We start from the raw sequence: 15703 nt of genomic DNA on the forward strand, positions 1-15703 counted from the left end.
GTAGGCTCGTAGGCATGACGACTGACGCCCCCGTACCGGCCCTGGAGCCGGGCCGCCGTATCGAAACCGTCGACGAGCTCACCCCCGAGCAGGCCCAGGACGTCCTCGACCTCCTCGCCGAGGCGGCCCGCAGCGACGGGATGCAGGCCGTCTCCGAGCAGGGACGTCTCCAGCTGCGCCACGGCCGGCGCGAAGGCGTGTCGCACCTCCTGCTCACCGTCCACGGCGAACTCGTCGGCTACGCCCAGCTGGAGGACACCGACCCCGTCGAGGCCCCGGCCGCCGAGCTGGTCGTGCACCCCGCGCACCGCGGTCGCGGCCACGGCCGGGCCCTCGGCTCCGCCCTGCTCGCCGCGTCCGGCAAGCGGCTGCGCGTGTGGGCGCACGGCGGCAAGTCGGCCGCCCGCCACCTGTCCCAGGTCCTCGGGCTGACCCTCTTCCGCGAACTGCGGCAGATGCGGCGCCCGCTCGTGCCGCTGGACATCCCGGAGCCGGAGCTGCCGCCGGGCATCACGGTGCGCGCCTTCGTACCCGGGCAGGACGACGCGGCGTGGCTCGCGGTCAACGCCGCCGCGTTCGCGCACCACCCGGAGCAGGGGTCGCTGACGCAGCGGGACCTGGACGACCGCAAGGGGGAGCCGTGGTTCGACCCGAAGGGGTTCTTCCTCGCCGTACGGGAGTCGGACGGGGAGCTCATGGGCTTCCACTGGACCAAGGTGCACACCGAGGAGCGCTTGGGTGAGGTGTACGTGCTCGGCATCAACCCGCAGGCGCAGGGCGGCGGCCTCGGCAAGGCGCTGACCGCGATCGGCCTGCGGCACCTGGCGGCGCAGGGCCTGCCGACGGCGATGCTCTATGTGGACGCCGACAACACGGCGGCGGTGCGGGTGTACGAGCGGATGGGCTTCACGACGTACGAGGTGGACCTGATGTACCGCTCGGAGACCTGACGCGAGGAGCCCCGGAGGGCGAGGTGTTGACACCTCGCCCTCTCGTGCACCACCCTTTCACTACTTGATTAGTGAAAGGGTGGTTCACGACGTGGTCGCCTACCGCATCGACCGGCGCAGTGGAATCGCCACCTACCTCCAGATCGTCCAGCAGACCAAACAGGCCCTGCGCCTGGGCCTGCTGGAACCCGGCGACAAGCTGCCCACCGCACGCGAGGTCGTCGAAGCCACCGCCATCAACCCGAACACGGTGCTCAAGGCCTACCGCGAACTGGAGCGCGAGGGCCTCGTCGAGGCCCGCCGGGGCCTGGGCACCTTCGTACGGAAAACCCTGGGCGGCGCCCCGGCCGACTCACCGCTCCGCGGCGAACTGGCCGAGTGGGCCGGGCGCGCCCGCGCAGCCGGGCTGGACCGGGACGACGTGGCGGCGCTCTTCACTTCCGTACTGGAACAGGTTTACGAGGGGGACGACTCATGACGAGCACCGCACTGGAGGCGCGCGGCCTCGGCAAACGCTACGGACGGCGGCGCGCACCCGCCCTCCGGGACTGCTCGTTCCGGCTGCCCGCCGGCGCGGTCTGCGCGCTCGTCGGCCCGAACGGCGCCGGCAAGTCCACGCTCCTCGCGCTGGCCGCCGGGCTGACGCCGCCCACCGAGGGCACGGTCCGCGTGCTCGGCACCGACCCGGCCACCGCCCGGACCGGGGTCGCGTACGTCGCCCAGGACAAACCGCTCCACCCCCAGCTGACGGTCGCCGAAACCCTGCGCATGGGCCACGAGCTCAACCCGGACCGCTGGGACGCCGACGCCGCCGAGCGCGTCGTCGAGGGCGGCACACTGGACCCGGCGGCCCGCGTCCGCACCCTCTCGGGCGGCCAGCGCACCCGCGTCGCCCTCGCCCTCGCCCTCGGCAAGCGGCCCGAACTGCTCCTGCTCGACGAGCCGATGGCCGACCTCGACCCCCTCGCCCGCCACCAGCTGATGGGCACGCTCATGGCGGACGCCGCCGAGCGCGGCACGACCGTCGTGATGTCGTCGCACATCCTCAGCGAGCTGGAGGGCGCCTGCGACCACCTGCTGCTCGTCGACGGCGGCCGGGTCCGCCTCGGCGGCGACATCGACGACATCCTCGCCGCCCACACCCTGGTGACCGGCCCCGTCGCCGGCCTCGCCCCGCACACGGTCGTCGAGTCCCGCACGACCGGCCGCCAGCTCACCGCGCTCGTCCGCCACGACGGCCCGGTCGACCCCACGACCTGGCACACCATGGTCCCCTCCCTGGAGGAACTCCTGCTCGCCCATCTCCGCTCCCCCGAGGCCCCCGCCCTCCTCACCCCCAGCGCGGACGGGACGGTCACCGCATGAGCCTCCTCCCCCTGACCGGTCCGCGCTGGGTCGTCGTACGCCAGCACCACCGCGCCCTGTGGACGGCGCTCACCCTGGTCGCCGCGGCCGTCGTCGTCTGGGCCGGGCTGCGCCGGTGGGCCCTGACCGCCACCGGCTTCCCCGCCTGCGTCCGCGGTGACTACGAGAGCTGCTCACTCGCCGGCACCACCACCACCCCGTGGGAGGTGACGCGACTCGCCATGGAGTACGCCTCCGGCGCCCTCGTCGCCGTGCCCTTCATCGCCGGGGCCTTCGTGGCGGGCCCGATGATCGCCCGCGAGCTGGAAAGCGGGACGTACAAGGTTGCCTGGACCCAGTCCGTCACCCCCGCCCGCTGGCTCGCCTCGAAGCTGGCGGTGGCGGCGGTCATGACGGCCACCGGATCGGCCCTGCTCGTCCTCGGCTACCGGTACGGCTGGTCACCGTTCCGCGACACCTTCAACCTCGGCTGGTCGGAGCGGGGCGTGTACGAGGCGATCGGCCCCGTCCTCGTCGCGTACGCCCTGCTCGCCGTCGCCGTCGCGGCCGTCGCCGGTCAGCTGGTGCGCCGTACCGTGCCCGCCATGGCCGTGACGGCGGCCGTCACCGGCGCGGTGCTGCTCGTCCTCGGTCAGCTGCGGTGGCGGCTGTGGCCCGAGGAGACCCTCATCCAGCCGGGCGCCAAGGCGTGGGGGGACATGGGCCCCCTCCCGCGGGACGCGCACCTGCTCGACTCCGGCTTCCTCACCGCGAGCGGCGGCCGGCTCCCGTACGACGTGTGCCGGCTGCGGACCGGTACCGAGAGCTGCCCCGCCGACCTCCACGTCACCGCCTCCTACACGGACTACCACCCCGCCTCGCACTTCTGGCCCCTCCAGCTCATCGAGACGGGCATCGTCCTGGCCCTCGCCACCGCCGCGACGTACGCCGCGTTCCGTCTGCTGCGCCGCGACCACGCGTAACCACGACCTGTCCGCACCCAGCACGTCACGTCGTCTTTACCGACCATTCAGACACGCTTGCGACGCTCGGTGAATGAAGCCCGCCGTGACAGCGGTCCGCTCCGACGCGCTTGATCACCCGTTCGCGCGGAAGAATGGAGCCATGAGCCAGCAGCCCGCCGACGCCGCCGATGTCCAGGACCAGGTCCCGCCCGTCCAGCCGTCCGTCGGCTCCATCGCCGCGCACCGGCCGCACACCATCGCGGGCGCGCAGGTCGCGGCGCTCGCCCCCGACATCGACGGGGATCTCGACTCGTACGAGGACGGCGGCGAGAGCACCGAGCTGCCGGCCGGCCGCTTCCTGGACCGGGAGCGCAGCTGGCTCGCGTTCAACGAACGGGTGCTGGAGCTCGCCGAGGACCCGGCGACGCCCCTCCTCGAACGGGCGAATTTCCTCGCGATCTTCGCCTCGAACCTGGACGAGTTCTTCATGGTCCGGGTGGCCGGCCTCAAGCGCCGCATCGCCACCGGCGTCGCCACCCGGTCCGCCTCCGGGCTCCAGCCCCGTGAGGTCCTCGACCTGATCTGGACCCGCTCACGGGAGCTCATGGCCCGGCACGCCGCCTGCTTCCAGCAGGACATCTGCCCCGCGCTGGCCGAGGAGGGCATCCACCTCATCCGCTGGCCCGAGCTGACCGAGAAGGAGCAGGCCCGGCTCTTCACGCTCTTCCGGCAGCAGATCTTCCCCGTCCTCACCCCGCTCGCCGTCGACCCGGCACACCCCTTCCCGTACATCTCCGGCCTCTCCCTCAACCTCGCCGTCGTCGTCCGCAACCCGGTCAGCGGCCACCGCCACTTCGCACGCGTGAAGGTCCCACCGCTGCTCCACCGCTTCCTCGAGGCCTCCCCGCAGCGCTACGTCCCGCTCGAAGACGTCATCGCCGCGCACCTGGAGGAGCTGTTCCCGGGCATGGAGGTGCTGGCGCACCACATGTTCCGCGTCACGCGCAACGAGGACCTGGAGGTCGAGGAGGACGACACCGAGAACCTCCTCAAGGCCCTGGAGAAGGAGCTCATGCGGCGCCGCTTCGGGCCGCCGGTGCGCCTGGAGGTCGAGGAGTCGATCGACCCGTACATCCTCGACCTGCTCGTCCGCGAACTGAAGGTCTCCGACGCCGAGGTGTACCCGCTGCCCGGGCCGCTCGACCTGACCGGCCTGTTCGGGATCTCCGCCCTGGACCGGCCCGAGCTGAAGTACCCGAAGTACGTGGCCGGGACGCACCGCGACCTCGCCGAGGTCGAGTCGGCGTCCGCGCCGGACATATTCGCCGCCCTGCGCGAGCGCGACGTCCTGCTCCACCACCCGTACGACTCCTTCTCCACCTCCGTGCAGGCCTTCCTGGAGCAGGCCGCCGGCGACCCCGACGTCCTCGCCATCAAGCAGACGCTGTACCGGACGTCGGGTGACTCGCCGATAGTCGACGCGCTGATCGACGCCGCCGAGTCCGGCAAGCAGGTCCTGGTCCTCGTCGAGATCAAGGCCCGCTTCGACGAGCAGGCCAACATCAAATGGGCGCGGAAGCTGGAGGAGGCCGGCTGCCACGTCGTCTACGGACTCGTCGGCCTCAAGACCCACTGCAAGCTGTCGCTCGTCGTCCGCCAGGAGGGCGAGACCCTGCGCCGGTACTCGCACGTCGGCACCGGCAACTACCACCCCAAGACCGCCCGGCTGTACGAGGACCTCGGCCTGCTGACGGCCGACCCGCAGGTCGGCACGGACCTGTCCGACCTGTTCAACCGGCTGTCCGGCTACTCGCGCCGCGAGACCTACCGCCGGCTGCTGGTGGCGCCCAAGTCGCTGCGGGACGGCCTGATCTCCCGGATCAACAAGGAGATCGTCCACCACCGGGCCGGACGCCCCGCCTACGTCCGCGTCAAGGTCAACTCGATGGTCGACGAGGCCGTCATCGACGCCTGCTACCGGGCGTCGCGGGCGGGCGTCCCCGTCGACGTGTGGGTGCGCGGCATCTGCGCGCTGCGGCCGGGCGTCCCCGGCCTGTCGGAGAACATCCGGGTCCGCTCCATCCTCGGCCGCTTCCTCGAACACTCCCGCGTCTTCGCGTTCGGGAACGGAGGCGAGCCCGAAGTCTGGTTCGGCAGCGCGGACATGATGCACCGTAACCTCGACCGCCGGATAGAGGCGCTGGTACGGGTCTCCGACCCCTCCCACCGCGCCGCGCTCACCCGGCTGTTCGAGACGGGCATGGCCGACACGACGTCCTCCTGGCACCTGGGCGCGGACGGCAACTGGACACGGCACTCCACGGACACCGACGGCCAACCGCTGCGGCACGTCCAGGAGATGCTCATCGACGCGCGGAGGCGCCGGCGTGCACAACCCTGACCAGATCTCCGCGGGCGAGGTCGTGGCCCCCTACCTGCACGCCCGCGCGGGGGACTTCCTGCGCCACCTGCGCCTCCACGCCGAGAGCGGCGCGGACACGGCCGGCGCCGAGGAGGCCGCACGGGGGCTGCGGGCCGCCGCCCGGCGCATCAGCGGAACGCTCCACACCTTCCGGCCGCTCCTGGACGGCGCGTGGGCCGACCAGCTGCGCACCGAACTGGCGTGGCTGTCCGGCCTCCTCGCGCAGGAACACGCCTGCACCTCCCGGCTCGTGCGGCTGGTGGACGCCCTGTCCCGCCTGACGAGCGGCGGCGACGCGCTCGCGGTGGGCGGCGCGCGCGCCGGCGCCCTGCTGGAACGCCGTCTCACCCTCGCCCGGACACGCGCCCACTCCGCCGCGCTCCAGGCCCTCGGCTCGTCCCGCTTCCACGCGGTCGCCGACGCGGTGGCGCTCCTCGCCTCCGACGTGCCGCTGGGCCCCGCCGCCTCCCGGTCCGGCGAGGTGCTCACCGCGCCCGCCGAGGTCGTCGAACGGCGCCTGCTGGACGCGGTGGCCGCGCTGCCGATGACACCCGTGATGGGCGGCGAACAGCACGACACCTCCTGGCACCAGGTACGGCTCCTGCTGCGGCTGCACCGCTACGCGCAGGAGGTCATCGGCACCGAACCGCTGCTGTACGAGGCGGGGCGGGCCCTCGACCGGCACCGGGACGCCGCGGAGGCCGCGTCCGCCGCGGCGAGCGCCGCCCGCACGCCGCGCATCGCGCCCGCGACGGCGTACGTGCTGGGCGTGCTCCACGCGGACCAGCGGCACGAGGTGGAGGCGGCGCGCGTGTCGTTCCAGCGCGCCTGGCAGCGTACGGCGGTGACGACATGACGCCGGGAGGGGCGGCCACCGCCCTGGCGGCCGGCTGCGTCCTGTGGCGGCGCGCACCCGAGGGCGTGGAGGTCTGCCTGGTCCACCGGCCCAAGTACGACGACTGGTCGTTCCCGAAGGGCAAGCCGGAACCGGGCGAGGACCTGCTGGCCACCGCCGTGCGCGAGGTCCTGGAGGAGACCGGCCACCACTGCCGCCCGGGCGCCCGCCTGCCGTCGGTCCGCTACACCCTCCCGGACGGGCGGACCAAGGAGGTCGCGTACTGGGAGGCGGAGTCCACGGGCGGGACGTTCACGCCGACGTCGGAGGTGGACCGCGTGCTCTGGCTCCCCCCGTCCACCGCGGCGACCCGCCTCACCCACCCCCACGACCAGCCGCTGCTCCCGGCCTTCCTGTCGGAACGGAACCCCGCGACGTAACGCGGCACCACCCGCCGCCGCGGGCCGGGCGCACCCCTCAGGCCCCCACCGTCCACAGGGCTCCACCCACGACGCCCCACCCCTCACCCACCCGGGTGAGCCCCGCCCCGCGTCCGCCACCCCCTCGGGTGTCACCGAAGCAGGGCGCCGTCCCGCCAACGCACCGGCGCACCACTCCACCGCCCGCGCGGCGGGCCGAAAACACCGGGCCGCCCGTCCGGAAGCAGAGCCCGCCGCTCCGCGCAAGGGCGTCACCGCCCCAGACCGGCACCCCGCGACAATGCCCCCACAAGAGCGTTCGGTCCCCCGCCGCGCCCCACACCACGGCTTCCGTCACGGTTCACTTCCCGTTCACTCTCTCCCGTCGGCCACTTCACCTGATCTGCCTAATTTCAGCCTTACACGGTGACCGGCCCCGCGCCGCGCGCCCCACCACCCAGCACATCCGGCATCACCTATCCAACCGACACACGCCGCCCGCCCGAATCCAGCCACAATCGCCGCGGCGGCTCCTGGAAGGAACACCCGAAAGTGAAGCTTCAGCGCAAGAACGGGCTTCGCACCACCGCGCTCGGCGCCCTCGCCGTCTCCGGCGCCCTGGTCCTCACGGCGTGTGGTTCGGACAACAACACCGGCGCGCCCGACGGTGCCGCGAAGACCGGCGCCGCCTCGAACATCACGTGCGACGGCGCCAAGGGCCAGCTGCTCGCCTCCGGCTCCTCCGCGCAGAAGAACGCGATGGACCTCTGGGTCAAGAACTACATGGCCGCCTGCCCGGGCGTGGAGATCAACTACAAGTCCTCCTCCTCCGGCGAGGGCATCATCGCCTTCAACCAGGGCACCGTCGGTTTCGCCGGCTCCGACTCCGCGCTGAAGCCGGAGGAGGTCGCCGAGTCCAAGAAGATCTGCAAGACCGGCCAGGGCATCAACCTCCCGATGGTCGGCGGCCCGGTCGCGATCGGTTACAACCTCCCCGGCGTGAAGGACCTGGTCCTCGACGCCCCGACGATCGCCAAGATCTTCAACGACAAGATCAAGAAGTGGGACGACCCGGCGATCGCCAAGCTCAACCCGGAGGCCAAGCTCCCGGGCACCGCGATCCAGGCGTTCCACCGCTCCGAGGACTCCGGCACGACCCAGAACCTCGGCAAGTACCTGGGCAAGGCCGCCAAGGCCGACTGGCCGTACGAGGCCGAGAAGAAGTGGCCCGCCCCCGGTGGCCAGGCCGCGTCCGGCTCCTCCGGTGTCGCCGCCCAGGTGAAGCAGGTCGAGGGCGCGATCGGTTACTTCGAGCTGAGCTACGCCACCTCGCAGTCCATCCCGGCCGTCCAGATCGACACGGGCGCCGCCGCCCCGGTCGCGGCCACCACGGAGAACGCCTCCAAGGCCATCGGCGCCGCCAAGATCAAGGGCACCGGCAAGGACCTGGCGCTCGAGCTGGACTACACGACCAAGGCGGAAGGCGCGTACCCGATCGTCCTCGTCACGTACGAGGTGGTCTGCGACGCCGGCAACAAGGCCGACACCCTCGGCACCGTGAAGTCCTTCCTGACCTACACCGCCTCCGACGAGGGCCAGAAGGTCCTGGCCGAGGCCGACTACGCGCCGATCCCGGCCGAGATCAACAAGAAGGTCCGCGAGACCATCAACGGCCTCTCCTGACCCAGCACGACCACGGCCGGCCCACAAGGGGGCTCCCCCAGCCACCGCTGGGAGGGCCCCCGGGCCGGCCACCGGACCACCCACCTCACGTCCCCCATCCGGTGCACCGCCGCCAGGGGAGCCGTACCGCCGGCTCCCCCACACAGACCGGAAAGAGCATGGCCATAACCACTGACAGCAACGCACCGGCTCCGCCGGTCGCCAAGAGGCCGGACCAATCCACCGGCCGCGCGGGCGACAAGGTCTTCCTCGGCCTGTCCCGCGGCTCGGGCATCCTCCTCCTGGTGATCATGGCGTCGATCGCCGTGTTCCTCACCTACCGCGCCTCGCTGGCACTCTCGGAGAACGAGGGCAACTTCCTCACCACCTTCGACTGGAACCCGGCCGGGCAGCCCCCCGTCTTCGGCATCGCGGTCCTGCTCTTCGGTACGGTCGTCAGCTCGGTCATCGCCATGGTGATCGCGGTCCCGATCGCCGTGGGCATCGCGCTGTTCATCTCGCACTACGCGCCCCGCAAGCTGGCCGCGCCGCTCGCCTACGTCGTCGATCTCCTCGCCGCCGTGCCGTCGATCATCTACGGCATCTGGGGCGCCCTCTTCCTCGTCCCGTACCTGGAGGGCCTCAACCTCTGGCTGGACCAGTTCCTCGGCTGGACGTACCTCTTCGAGAAGACCGAGATCGGCGTCGCCCGCTCCCTGTTCACCGTCGGCGTCCTGCTCGCGATCATGATCCTGCCGATCGTGACCAGCGTCAGCCGTGAGGTGTTCCTCCAGGTGCCGCGCATGAACGAGGAGGCCGCCCTGGCCCTCGGCGCGACCCGCTGGGAGGTCATCCGCCTGTCCGTCCTGCCCTTCGGCCGCTCCGGCGTCATCTCCGCCTCGATGCTGGGCCTCGGCCGCGCGCTCGGCGAGACGATGGCCGTCGCGACCGTCCTCTCCCCCAGCTTCGTGATCTCGCTGCATCTGCTCAACCCGGGCGGCGGCACGTTCGCGCAGAACATCGCCGCGAAGTTCGACGAGGCCAACGCGCTCGGCCGCGACGCCCTGATCGCCTCCGGCCTCGTGCTCTTCGTCCTCACCCTGCTGGTCAACGGCGCGGCCCGCCTGATCATCGCGCGCCGCAAGGAGTACTCGGGGGCGAACGCCTGATGAGCCACGCAATCCAGGACGCGCCCGCCCAGGCCACCGCGTCCGGCAAGGACGGCCTCAGCCACCGCCGCCTGCCGCGCTGGGCCCCGGCCGCCTTCGCGGCCGTCGCCCTCGCGCTCGGCATCGGCGTCGGTGTGGCCGCCGGCCTCGCCAGCCGCATCCAGTGGGGCCTGCTCGCCGCGCTGTTCTTCGTCGTCATCTCGTACACCGTGACCACGGCCGTCGAGAACCGCCGCCAGGCCAAGGACCGCCTCGCCACCAGCGTCGTCTGGGTGTGCTTCGTCCTGGCCGTCATCCCGCTGCTCTCCCTGATCTGGGTGACGGTCAGCCGGGGCATGAAGGTCTTCGACGGCTACTTCCTCACCCACTCCATGGCCGGTGTCCCCGGCTTCCAGCAGGGCGGCGGTGTCTACCACGCCCTCATCGGCACACTGGAGCAGGTCGGCCTCGCCACCCTCGTCTCCGCGCCGATCGGCCTGCTGACCGCGATCTACCTCGTCGAGTACGGCAAGGGCACGCTGGCCAAGGCCGTGACGTTCTTCGTCGACGTGATGACCGGCATCCCGTCCATCGTCGCCGGTCTCTTCATCCTCTCGATCATGCTGATCGCGGGCCTGCAGCCGTCCGGCCTGATGGGCGCGCTCGCCCTGGCGATCCTGATGATCCCGGTCGTCGTGCGCTCCACCGAGGAAATGCTCAAGCTGGTCTCCAACGAGCTGCGCGAGGCGGCGCTCGCCCTCGGCGTACCGAAGTGGCGGGTGATCACGAAGGTGGTCATCCCGACCGCGGTCGGAGGCATCACCACCGGTGTGATGCTCGCCGTCGCGCGCATCGCCGGTGAGACCGCGCCGATCATGCTGCTGGTCTTCGGCAGCCAGCTGATCAACACCAACCCGTTCGAAGGCGCCCAGTCCTCGCTCCCCTTCTACATCTGGGAGCAGTACAGGGTCGGCAGCGAGGCGTCGTACGACCGCGCCTGGGCCGCCGCCCTCGTCCTGATCGCCTTCGTCATGATCCTCAACCTGGTGGCCCGTGGCATCGCCCGCTGGAAGGCCCCGAAGACCGGCCGCTGAGGCCTCCTGGAAGTAGTGATTGAAATGGCCAAGCGAATCGACGTCGGCGGCCTCTCCGCCTACTACGGCGCCCACAAGGCGATCGACGACATCTCGATGACCGTCGAGCCGCGCTCCGTGACGGCCTTCATCGGCCCGTCCGGCTGCGGCAAGTCCACCTTCCTGCGCACCCTGAACCGTATGCACGAGGTCACCCCCGGTGGCCGCGTCGAGGGCAAGGTGATGCTCGACGACCAGAACCTGTACGGCAAGGACGTCGACCCGGTCGCCGTGCGCCGCACGGTCGGCATGGTCTTCCAGCGCCCGAACCCCTTCCCCACAATGTCGATCTTCGACAACGTGGCGGCGGGCCTGCGCCTGAACGGCTCGTACAAGAAGAGCGAACTCGCCGACGTGGTCGAGCGCTCCCTGAAGGGCGCCAACCTCTGGAACGAGGTCAAGGACCGCCTGAACAAGCCGGGCTCCGGCCTCTCCGGCGGCCAGCAGCAGCGCCTGTGCATCGCCCGCGCGATCGCGGTCGAGCCGGACGTCCTGCTGATGGACGAGCCGTGCTCGGCGCTCGACCCGATCTCCACGCTCGCCATCGAGGATTTGATCAGCGAGCTGAAGGAACGGTTCACGATCGTCATCGTGACCCACAACATGCAGCAGGCGGCCCGCGTCTCCGACCGTACGGCCTTCTTCAACCTGGCCGCGGTCGGCCAGCCGGGCAAGCTGGTCGAGATCGACGACACGGAGCGGATCTTCTCCAACCCGTCGGTCCAGGCGACGGAGGACTACATCTCCGGACGCTTCGGATAGTCGCCCCTGCTCGGGGATCAACCCGGGCCGGGGGCGTCCACTCCGGCGGCGACCGGCCCGCCCCCGAGGAGCTCCTTGCGGTGCTGCATGGCGGTGCCACCGCAAGGCAAGGGCCCGCCCCCTCTCCCAGGGGGCGGGCCCATCCGTTCGCGGTCGGCCCCGCCGAAGCGCCCGTTGGCGCGGGGCAGGGTCAGCCCCGCCGGCGAGTGAGACACCGTGGGCGCGGGGGCGGAGCCCCGGTCCCGGGAAGGGGCGGGATGGGGACGGGGTTCCCGGCAGGGCCACCTCCGCACCGCCACCCCAGCCGTCAGCCGAACGCCAGCTGCACCACGAAGAAGCTCGCCGCGGCGACCAGCGCCGCCGCCGGCATCGTGATGAACCACCCGAGGATGATGTTCTTCGCGACACCCCAACGCACCGCGTTGACCCGCTTCGTCGCCCCGACGCCCATGATCGCCGACGTGATGACGTGCGTCGTCGAGATCGGCGCGTGGAACAGGAACGCCGAGCCGAACATGATCGACGCGCCCGTCGTCTCCGCCGCGAATCCCTGCGGCGGGTCCAACTCGATGATCTTGCGGCCCAGCGTGCGCATGATCCGCCAGCCACCCGCGTACGTACCCAGCGACAGCATCACCGCGCAGGCGATCTTCACCCAGATCGGGATCTCGTCGCCCGCGTCGTGCACATCCGCGATGACCAGGGCCATCACCACGATGCCCATCGTCTTCTGCGCGTCCTGGAGACCGTGGCCGAGGGCCATACCGGCCGCCGACACGGTCTGCGCGATACGGAAGCCGCGCTTCGCCTTGTGCGGGTTCGACTTGCGGAACAGCCACAGGATGACGCACATCACCAGGTAGCCGACCACCAGGCCGACCACCGGGGAGATGAACATCGGGATGACGATCTTGTCGACGACTCCCGACCAGATGACCTCGGTGCCGCCGGCCAGCGCCGCGCCCACCATGCCGCCGAACAAGGCGTGCGAGGAGGACGACGGCAGGCCGAAGTACCAGGTGATGAGGTTCCAGACGATCGCGCCGACCAGCGCCGCGAAGAGGATGCCCATCCCCCGCGAGCCCTCGGGCGTGGCGATCAGGCCCTCGCTCACCGTCTTGGCGACGCCGCTGCCCATGAAGGCACCGGCCAGGTTCATCACCGCGGCCATCGCGAGCGCCGCGCGGGGCGTCAGCGCTCGCGTGGAGACGGAGGTGGCGATGGCGTTCGCCGAGTCGTGGAAGCCGTTCGTATACGTGAAGCCGAGCGCGACACCGATGGTCACGACCAGTGCGAAGGTGTCCACGGAGTCAGGACTCCTTGACCGCGATGGTCTCCACCGTGTTCGCCACGTGCTCGAAGGCGTCCGCGGCCTCCTCCAGCACATCCACGATCTGCTTCAGCTTCAGCACCTCGATGGCGTCGTACTTGCCGTTGAAGAGGTGGGCGAGCAGCTTGCGGTGGATCTGGTCGGCCTGGTTCTCCAGCCGGTTGATCTCGATCCAGTACTCGGTGAGGTTGTCCATCGTCCGCAGGTGCGGCATGGCCTCGGCCGTCAGCTCGGCGGCCCGCGCGAGAACCTCGATCTGCTGCTCGACGCCCTTCGGCAGTTCCTCGACGTTGTAGAGGACGACGAGGTCGACGGCCTCCTCCATGAAGTCCATGATGTCGTCGAGCGAGGACGCGAGGTTGTAGATGTCCTCGCGGTCGAACGGCGTGATGAAGGAGGAGTTCAGCTGGTGGAAGATCGCGTGAGTGGCGTCGTCGCCCGCGTGCTCCGCTGCCCTCATCCGCTCCGCGATCTCGGCCCGGGCGGAGGATTCCGCTCCGAGCAGTTCCATCAGGAGCTTGGAGCCCGTGACGATGTTGTCCGCGGAGGCGGAAAACATGTCGTAGAAGCTCGTCTCCCTGGGGGTCAGACGAAAGCGCACGTGGGGTCCTCGGGGTGCATGGGTTTCGGTCAGGCTGATGCTAGGCGCATCATCCGGCCACGGCTAACCGGCGTCATTCAGTGTCGCCCATCGGGCACGGTGAACAGAACTGGCCCCCTCCGCCTTGGCGCGAGGACCGTTACCATATACCCGTGAGGGGTATTTCTGCCCTTTCCGGACACAGCGGGAGGACGCGATGACGACCACCGAGGCGACCGGCCTTCCGGCCGAGGACCAAGCCCCGGCCCACGCCGGCCACGACCAGGGCGTGCACGGCTACCACAAACAGAAGGACGAGCACCTCAAGCGCCTGCGCCGGATCGAGGGGCAGATCCGGGGCCTCCAGCGCATGGTCGACGAGGACGTCTACTGCATCGACATACTCACCCAGGTCTCCGCGTCCACCAAGGCCCTCCAGTCGTTCGCGCTCCAGCTCCTGGAAGAGCATCTGCGCCACTGCGTCGCCGACGCCGCGCTCAAGGGCGGCGACGAGATCGAGGCGAAGGTGGAGGAGGCGACGAAGGCCATCGCCCGGATGATGCGCACCTGACGGAACCCCGCGGTCGTCACCGGGGCGCGGCCGGCGTGACCTTCAGCACCTCGTCGATGAGGTCCGCGCTGAGCCGCTCCCCGTCCGCGGCGGACGCCGCGATCATCAACTCCCCGCACAGCTCGATCTCGGCGAGGGCGACGTGGTCCTGGACGGTCGTAGAAGGGGGCGGGGCCACGCGCATCACCTCTTCCTGCCGGGTTCCTGCCGGGTTCCTGGTACCTGCCGGTATCGGCTTCCTAGCGTAGGCAGCGGCCCACGCCCCGCGCATGGCACGTCCGGACCATTCTTCTGGCCCCTTCAGACCCTCCGGCCCGGCTGCGTCACGCCTTGACCTTCCCGGCGTAGATGTCCTTCCGGGGCGGCAGCTCCACGACGACGGGGACGCCGAACCCGTACAGCAGCGTCGTCGACGCCACCGCGACCGTGCGGCCCTGGTTGGCGAAGCTGAACCGGTGCCGCACCTTCCGCAGCCGCCCCTCGCGGTCCAGGTACACGTCGAACGGCACCGCGTCCTCGGTGAACCCTTTCGCCGCCGCCGCCAGCGCGCCCCTCACCTGCGGTGACGCCGCCCGAGCCGCCCGTCCCAGGTCCGTGACGCCCCGGTAGTGGATGACGGGCACCCCCGCGAGCTCCTCCTCGCCGACATACGTCACCTGCCCGGCGCCCCGCAGCAGCTCGACCGCCGCGGCCGGGTCGGTCGCGCCGCCCGTGACCAGGTTGCCGTCCGCCAGGGTCGTCGTGTCGACGCGCACCCACTTGTCGGCGGGGACGCCGGCGCCCCGGTTCTTCATGTACAGCGCGCCCGGCGCGAAGAGCTCGGTGATCGGGCGGTGCCCGCTCGCCCCGGCCGCGTCCTTGGGCAGCACGACCTTCAGCCGGCCGTGCCGTCCGACGAAGTCGTACGCCCCCTCGCCCCGGATCGTGACCCGCGTCCCGCCGGTCGCCATCTCCATCGACGTACGCACCTCGGACGTGCCCGCGCGCACCAGCGCGTCGGGGGCCTGGCTCACGGCGGCGCGCGCCGCGCGCGCGTCCACGCCCGGGCTCGCGCCGGCCGGACCGGAACACCCGCCGGCCGTCACGGCCGCCACCACTGCGGCGGCCACGGCGACCACACCGCGTCCGCGCCCGTGCCGCTGTCGCTGCACCACCATCGCCTGCAACCCCCAACGCGTAGCTGCTACTACTGCTTGTCAGAGAGGCCCACCCGCCCGGCATAACGACCACCCGGGCTCCCCGTCACGCCGGTACCGTGGAGGTGTGCCCCCGCAAGACTCGCCGCCCACCGTCACGAGCGGCCACGAAGCCATCACCGTCGAACGCGGATCGTTCTGTCTCGCCCGATGCAGCTGCGGCTGGATGGGGCCGGCGCGGCGCTCCCGGGACCGGGCGCGTACGGACGCGGCGGCCCATGTGTCGGGGCCACCGGACGCCGGCGACTGAGCGCCCGTAGGGGTGGGCCGGATTCACCTCTGGAGGGGCAACAGCGTGCGGGATGCGGCCGATTGCCGCCCGGCGCCGGCCGACACCGCGTCAGAGGGCGTCGGAGTGGCCGGAATCAACCCCGCGGGCGTACCGC

General features: G+C 71.2%; 17 protein-coding genes. 13 read left to right on the plus strand and 4 right to left on the minus strand.

Annotated elements, in window-relative coordinates:
- Positions 1-14: 14 nt before the first annotated feature.
- The 11 genes from mshD (at position 15) to pstB (ending at position 11640) form a co-directional block, all read left to right on the plus strand.
- Positions 15-950, plus strand: a complete 936-nt coding sequence (mshD, locus tag ABZZ38_RS20240) for a mycothiol synthase (RefSeq protein WP_356741654.1) — start codon at positions 15-17, stop codon at positions 948-950.
- A gap of 91 nt (positions 951-1041) precedes the next feature.
- Entirely contained in the window at positions 1042-1428 is a 387-nt protein-coding gene (locus tag ABZZ38_RS20245) for a GntR family transcriptional regulator (RefSeq protein WP_356741713.1), read from the plus strand.
- On the plus strand, positions 1425-2315 hold the full coding sequence (locus ABZZ38_RS20250) for an ABC transporter ATP-binding protein (protein WP_356741656.1): 891 nt from the start codon (positions 1425-1427) through the stop codon (positions 2313-2315). Before ABZZ38_RS20245 ends, ABZZ38_RS20250 begins: the two co-directional genes overlap by 4 nt.
- A complete protein-coding gene (locus tag ABZZ38_RS20255; RefSeq protein WP_356741658.1) occupies positions 2312-3277 on the plus strand; it encodes an ABC transporter permease in 966 nt (321 codons plus the stop codon). Before ABZZ38_RS20250 ends, ABZZ38_RS20255 begins: the two co-directional genes overlap by 4 nt.
- A gap of 142 nt (positions 3278-3419) precedes the next feature.
- Complete coding sequence (locus tag ABZZ38_RS20260) at positions 3420-5660, plus strand: RNA degradosome polyphosphate kinase (protein ID WP_356741660.1); 2241 nt, start codon at positions 3420-3422, stop codon at positions 5658-5660.
- Positions 5647-6537 (plus strand): CHAD domain-containing protein, encoded by an 891-nt coding sequence (locus tag ABZZ38_RS20265; RefSeq protein ID WP_356741662.1) that lies wholly within the window; start codon positions 5647-5649, stop codon positions 6535-6537. The genes ABZZ38_RS20260 and ABZZ38_RS20265 overlap by 14 nt, the downstream gene beginning before the upstream one ends.
- Positions 6534-6956: an NUDIX hydrolase gene (locus tag ABZZ38_RS20270; protein WP_356741665.1), complete on the plus strand. Its 423-nt coding sequence runs from the start codon at positions 6534-6536 to the stop codon at positions 6954-6956. The genes ABZZ38_RS20265 and ABZZ38_RS20270 overlap by 4 nt, the downstream gene beginning before the upstream one ends.
- 531 nt (positions 6957-7487) lie before the next feature.
- A complete protein-coding gene (pstS, locus tag ABZZ38_RS20275; RefSeq protein WP_356741667.1) occupies positions 7488-8618 on the plus strand; it encodes a phosphate ABC transporter substrate-binding protein PstS in 1131 nt (376 codons plus the stop codon).
- Between the two features lie 158 nt (positions 8619-8776).
- Positions 8777-9766 (plus strand): phosphate ABC transporter permease subunit PstC, encoded by a 990-nt coding sequence (gene pstC, locus ABZZ38_RS20280; protein WP_356741671.1) that lies wholly within the window; start codon positions 8777-8779, stop codon positions 9764-9766.
- Complete coding sequence (gene pstA, locus ABZZ38_RS20285; RefSeq protein WP_356741674.1) at positions 9766-10839, plus strand: phosphate ABC transporter permease PstA; 1074 nt, start codon at positions 9766-9768, stop codon at positions 10837-10839. The genes pstC and pstA overlap by 1 nt, the downstream gene beginning before the upstream one ends.
- A 24-nt stretch (positions 10840-10863) precedes the next feature.
- Complete coding sequence (pstB, locus tag ABZZ38_RS20290; RefSeq protein ID WP_356741677.1) at positions 10864-11640, plus strand: phosphate ABC transporter ATP-binding protein PstB; 777 nt, start codon at positions 10864-10866, stop codon at positions 11638-11640.
- Positions 11641-11947: 307 nt separating this feature from the next.
- Here the strand turns inward: pstB and ABZZ38_RS20295 are convergent, their stop codons facing one another.
- Together ABZZ38_RS20295 and ABZZ38_RS20300 are read right to left on the minus strand one after the other, a co-directional pair.
- Positions 11948-12946, minus strand: coding sequence for an inorganic phosphate transporter (locus ABZZ38_RS20295; RefSeq protein ID WP_356741680.1), 999 nt, complete (start codon positions 12944-12946; stop codon positions 11948-11950).
- Positions 12947-12950: 4 nt separating this feature from the next.
- Complete coding sequence (locus ABZZ38_RS20300; RefSeq protein ID WP_356741682.1) at positions 12951-13571, minus strand: DUF47 family protein; 621 nt, start codon at positions 13569-13571, stop codon at positions 12951-12953.
- Positions 13572-13767: 196 nt separating this feature from the next.
- On the opposite strand from ABZZ38_RS20300, the gene ABZZ38_RS20305 reads away from it, so the two are divergent.
- Entirely contained in the window at positions 13768-14121 is a 354-nt protein-coding gene (locus tag ABZZ38_RS20305; protein WP_356741684.1) for a metal-sensitive transcriptional regulator, read from the plus strand.
- Positions 14122-14137: 16 nt separating this feature from the next.
- Here ABZZ38_RS20305 and ABZZ38_RS20310 read toward each other — a convergent pair whose 3' ends face one another.
- Both ABZZ38_RS20310 and ABZZ38_RS20315 read right to left on the minus strand, forming a co-directional pair.
- Entirely contained in the window at positions 14138-14299 is a 162-nt protein-coding gene (locus tag ABZZ38_RS20310; protein ID WP_356741716.1) for a hypothetical protein, read from the minus strand.
- A gap of 145 nt (positions 14300-14444) precedes the next feature.
- Complete coding sequence (locus tag ABZZ38_RS20315) at positions 14445-15278, minus strand: hypothetical protein (protein ID WP_356741687.1); 834 nt, start codon at positions 15276-15278, stop codon at positions 14445-14447.
- A gap of 106 nt (positions 15279-15384) precedes the next feature.
- On the opposite strand from ABZZ38_RS20315, the gene ABZZ38_RS20320 reads away from it, so the two are divergent.
- Positions 15385-15567 (plus strand): hypothetical protein, encoded by a 183-nt coding sequence (locus ABZZ38_RS20320; RefSeq protein WP_356741689.1) that lies wholly within the window; start codon positions 15385-15387, stop codon positions 15565-15567.
- Positions 15568-15703 lie beyond the last annotated feature (136 nt).

The sequence above is a fragment of the Streptomyces sp. NPDC006368 genome (assembly GCF_040612535.1).
In the GTDB taxonomy this organism is placed as follows: Bacteria; Actinomycetota; Actinomycetes; order Streptomycetales; family Streptomycetaceae; genus Streptomyces.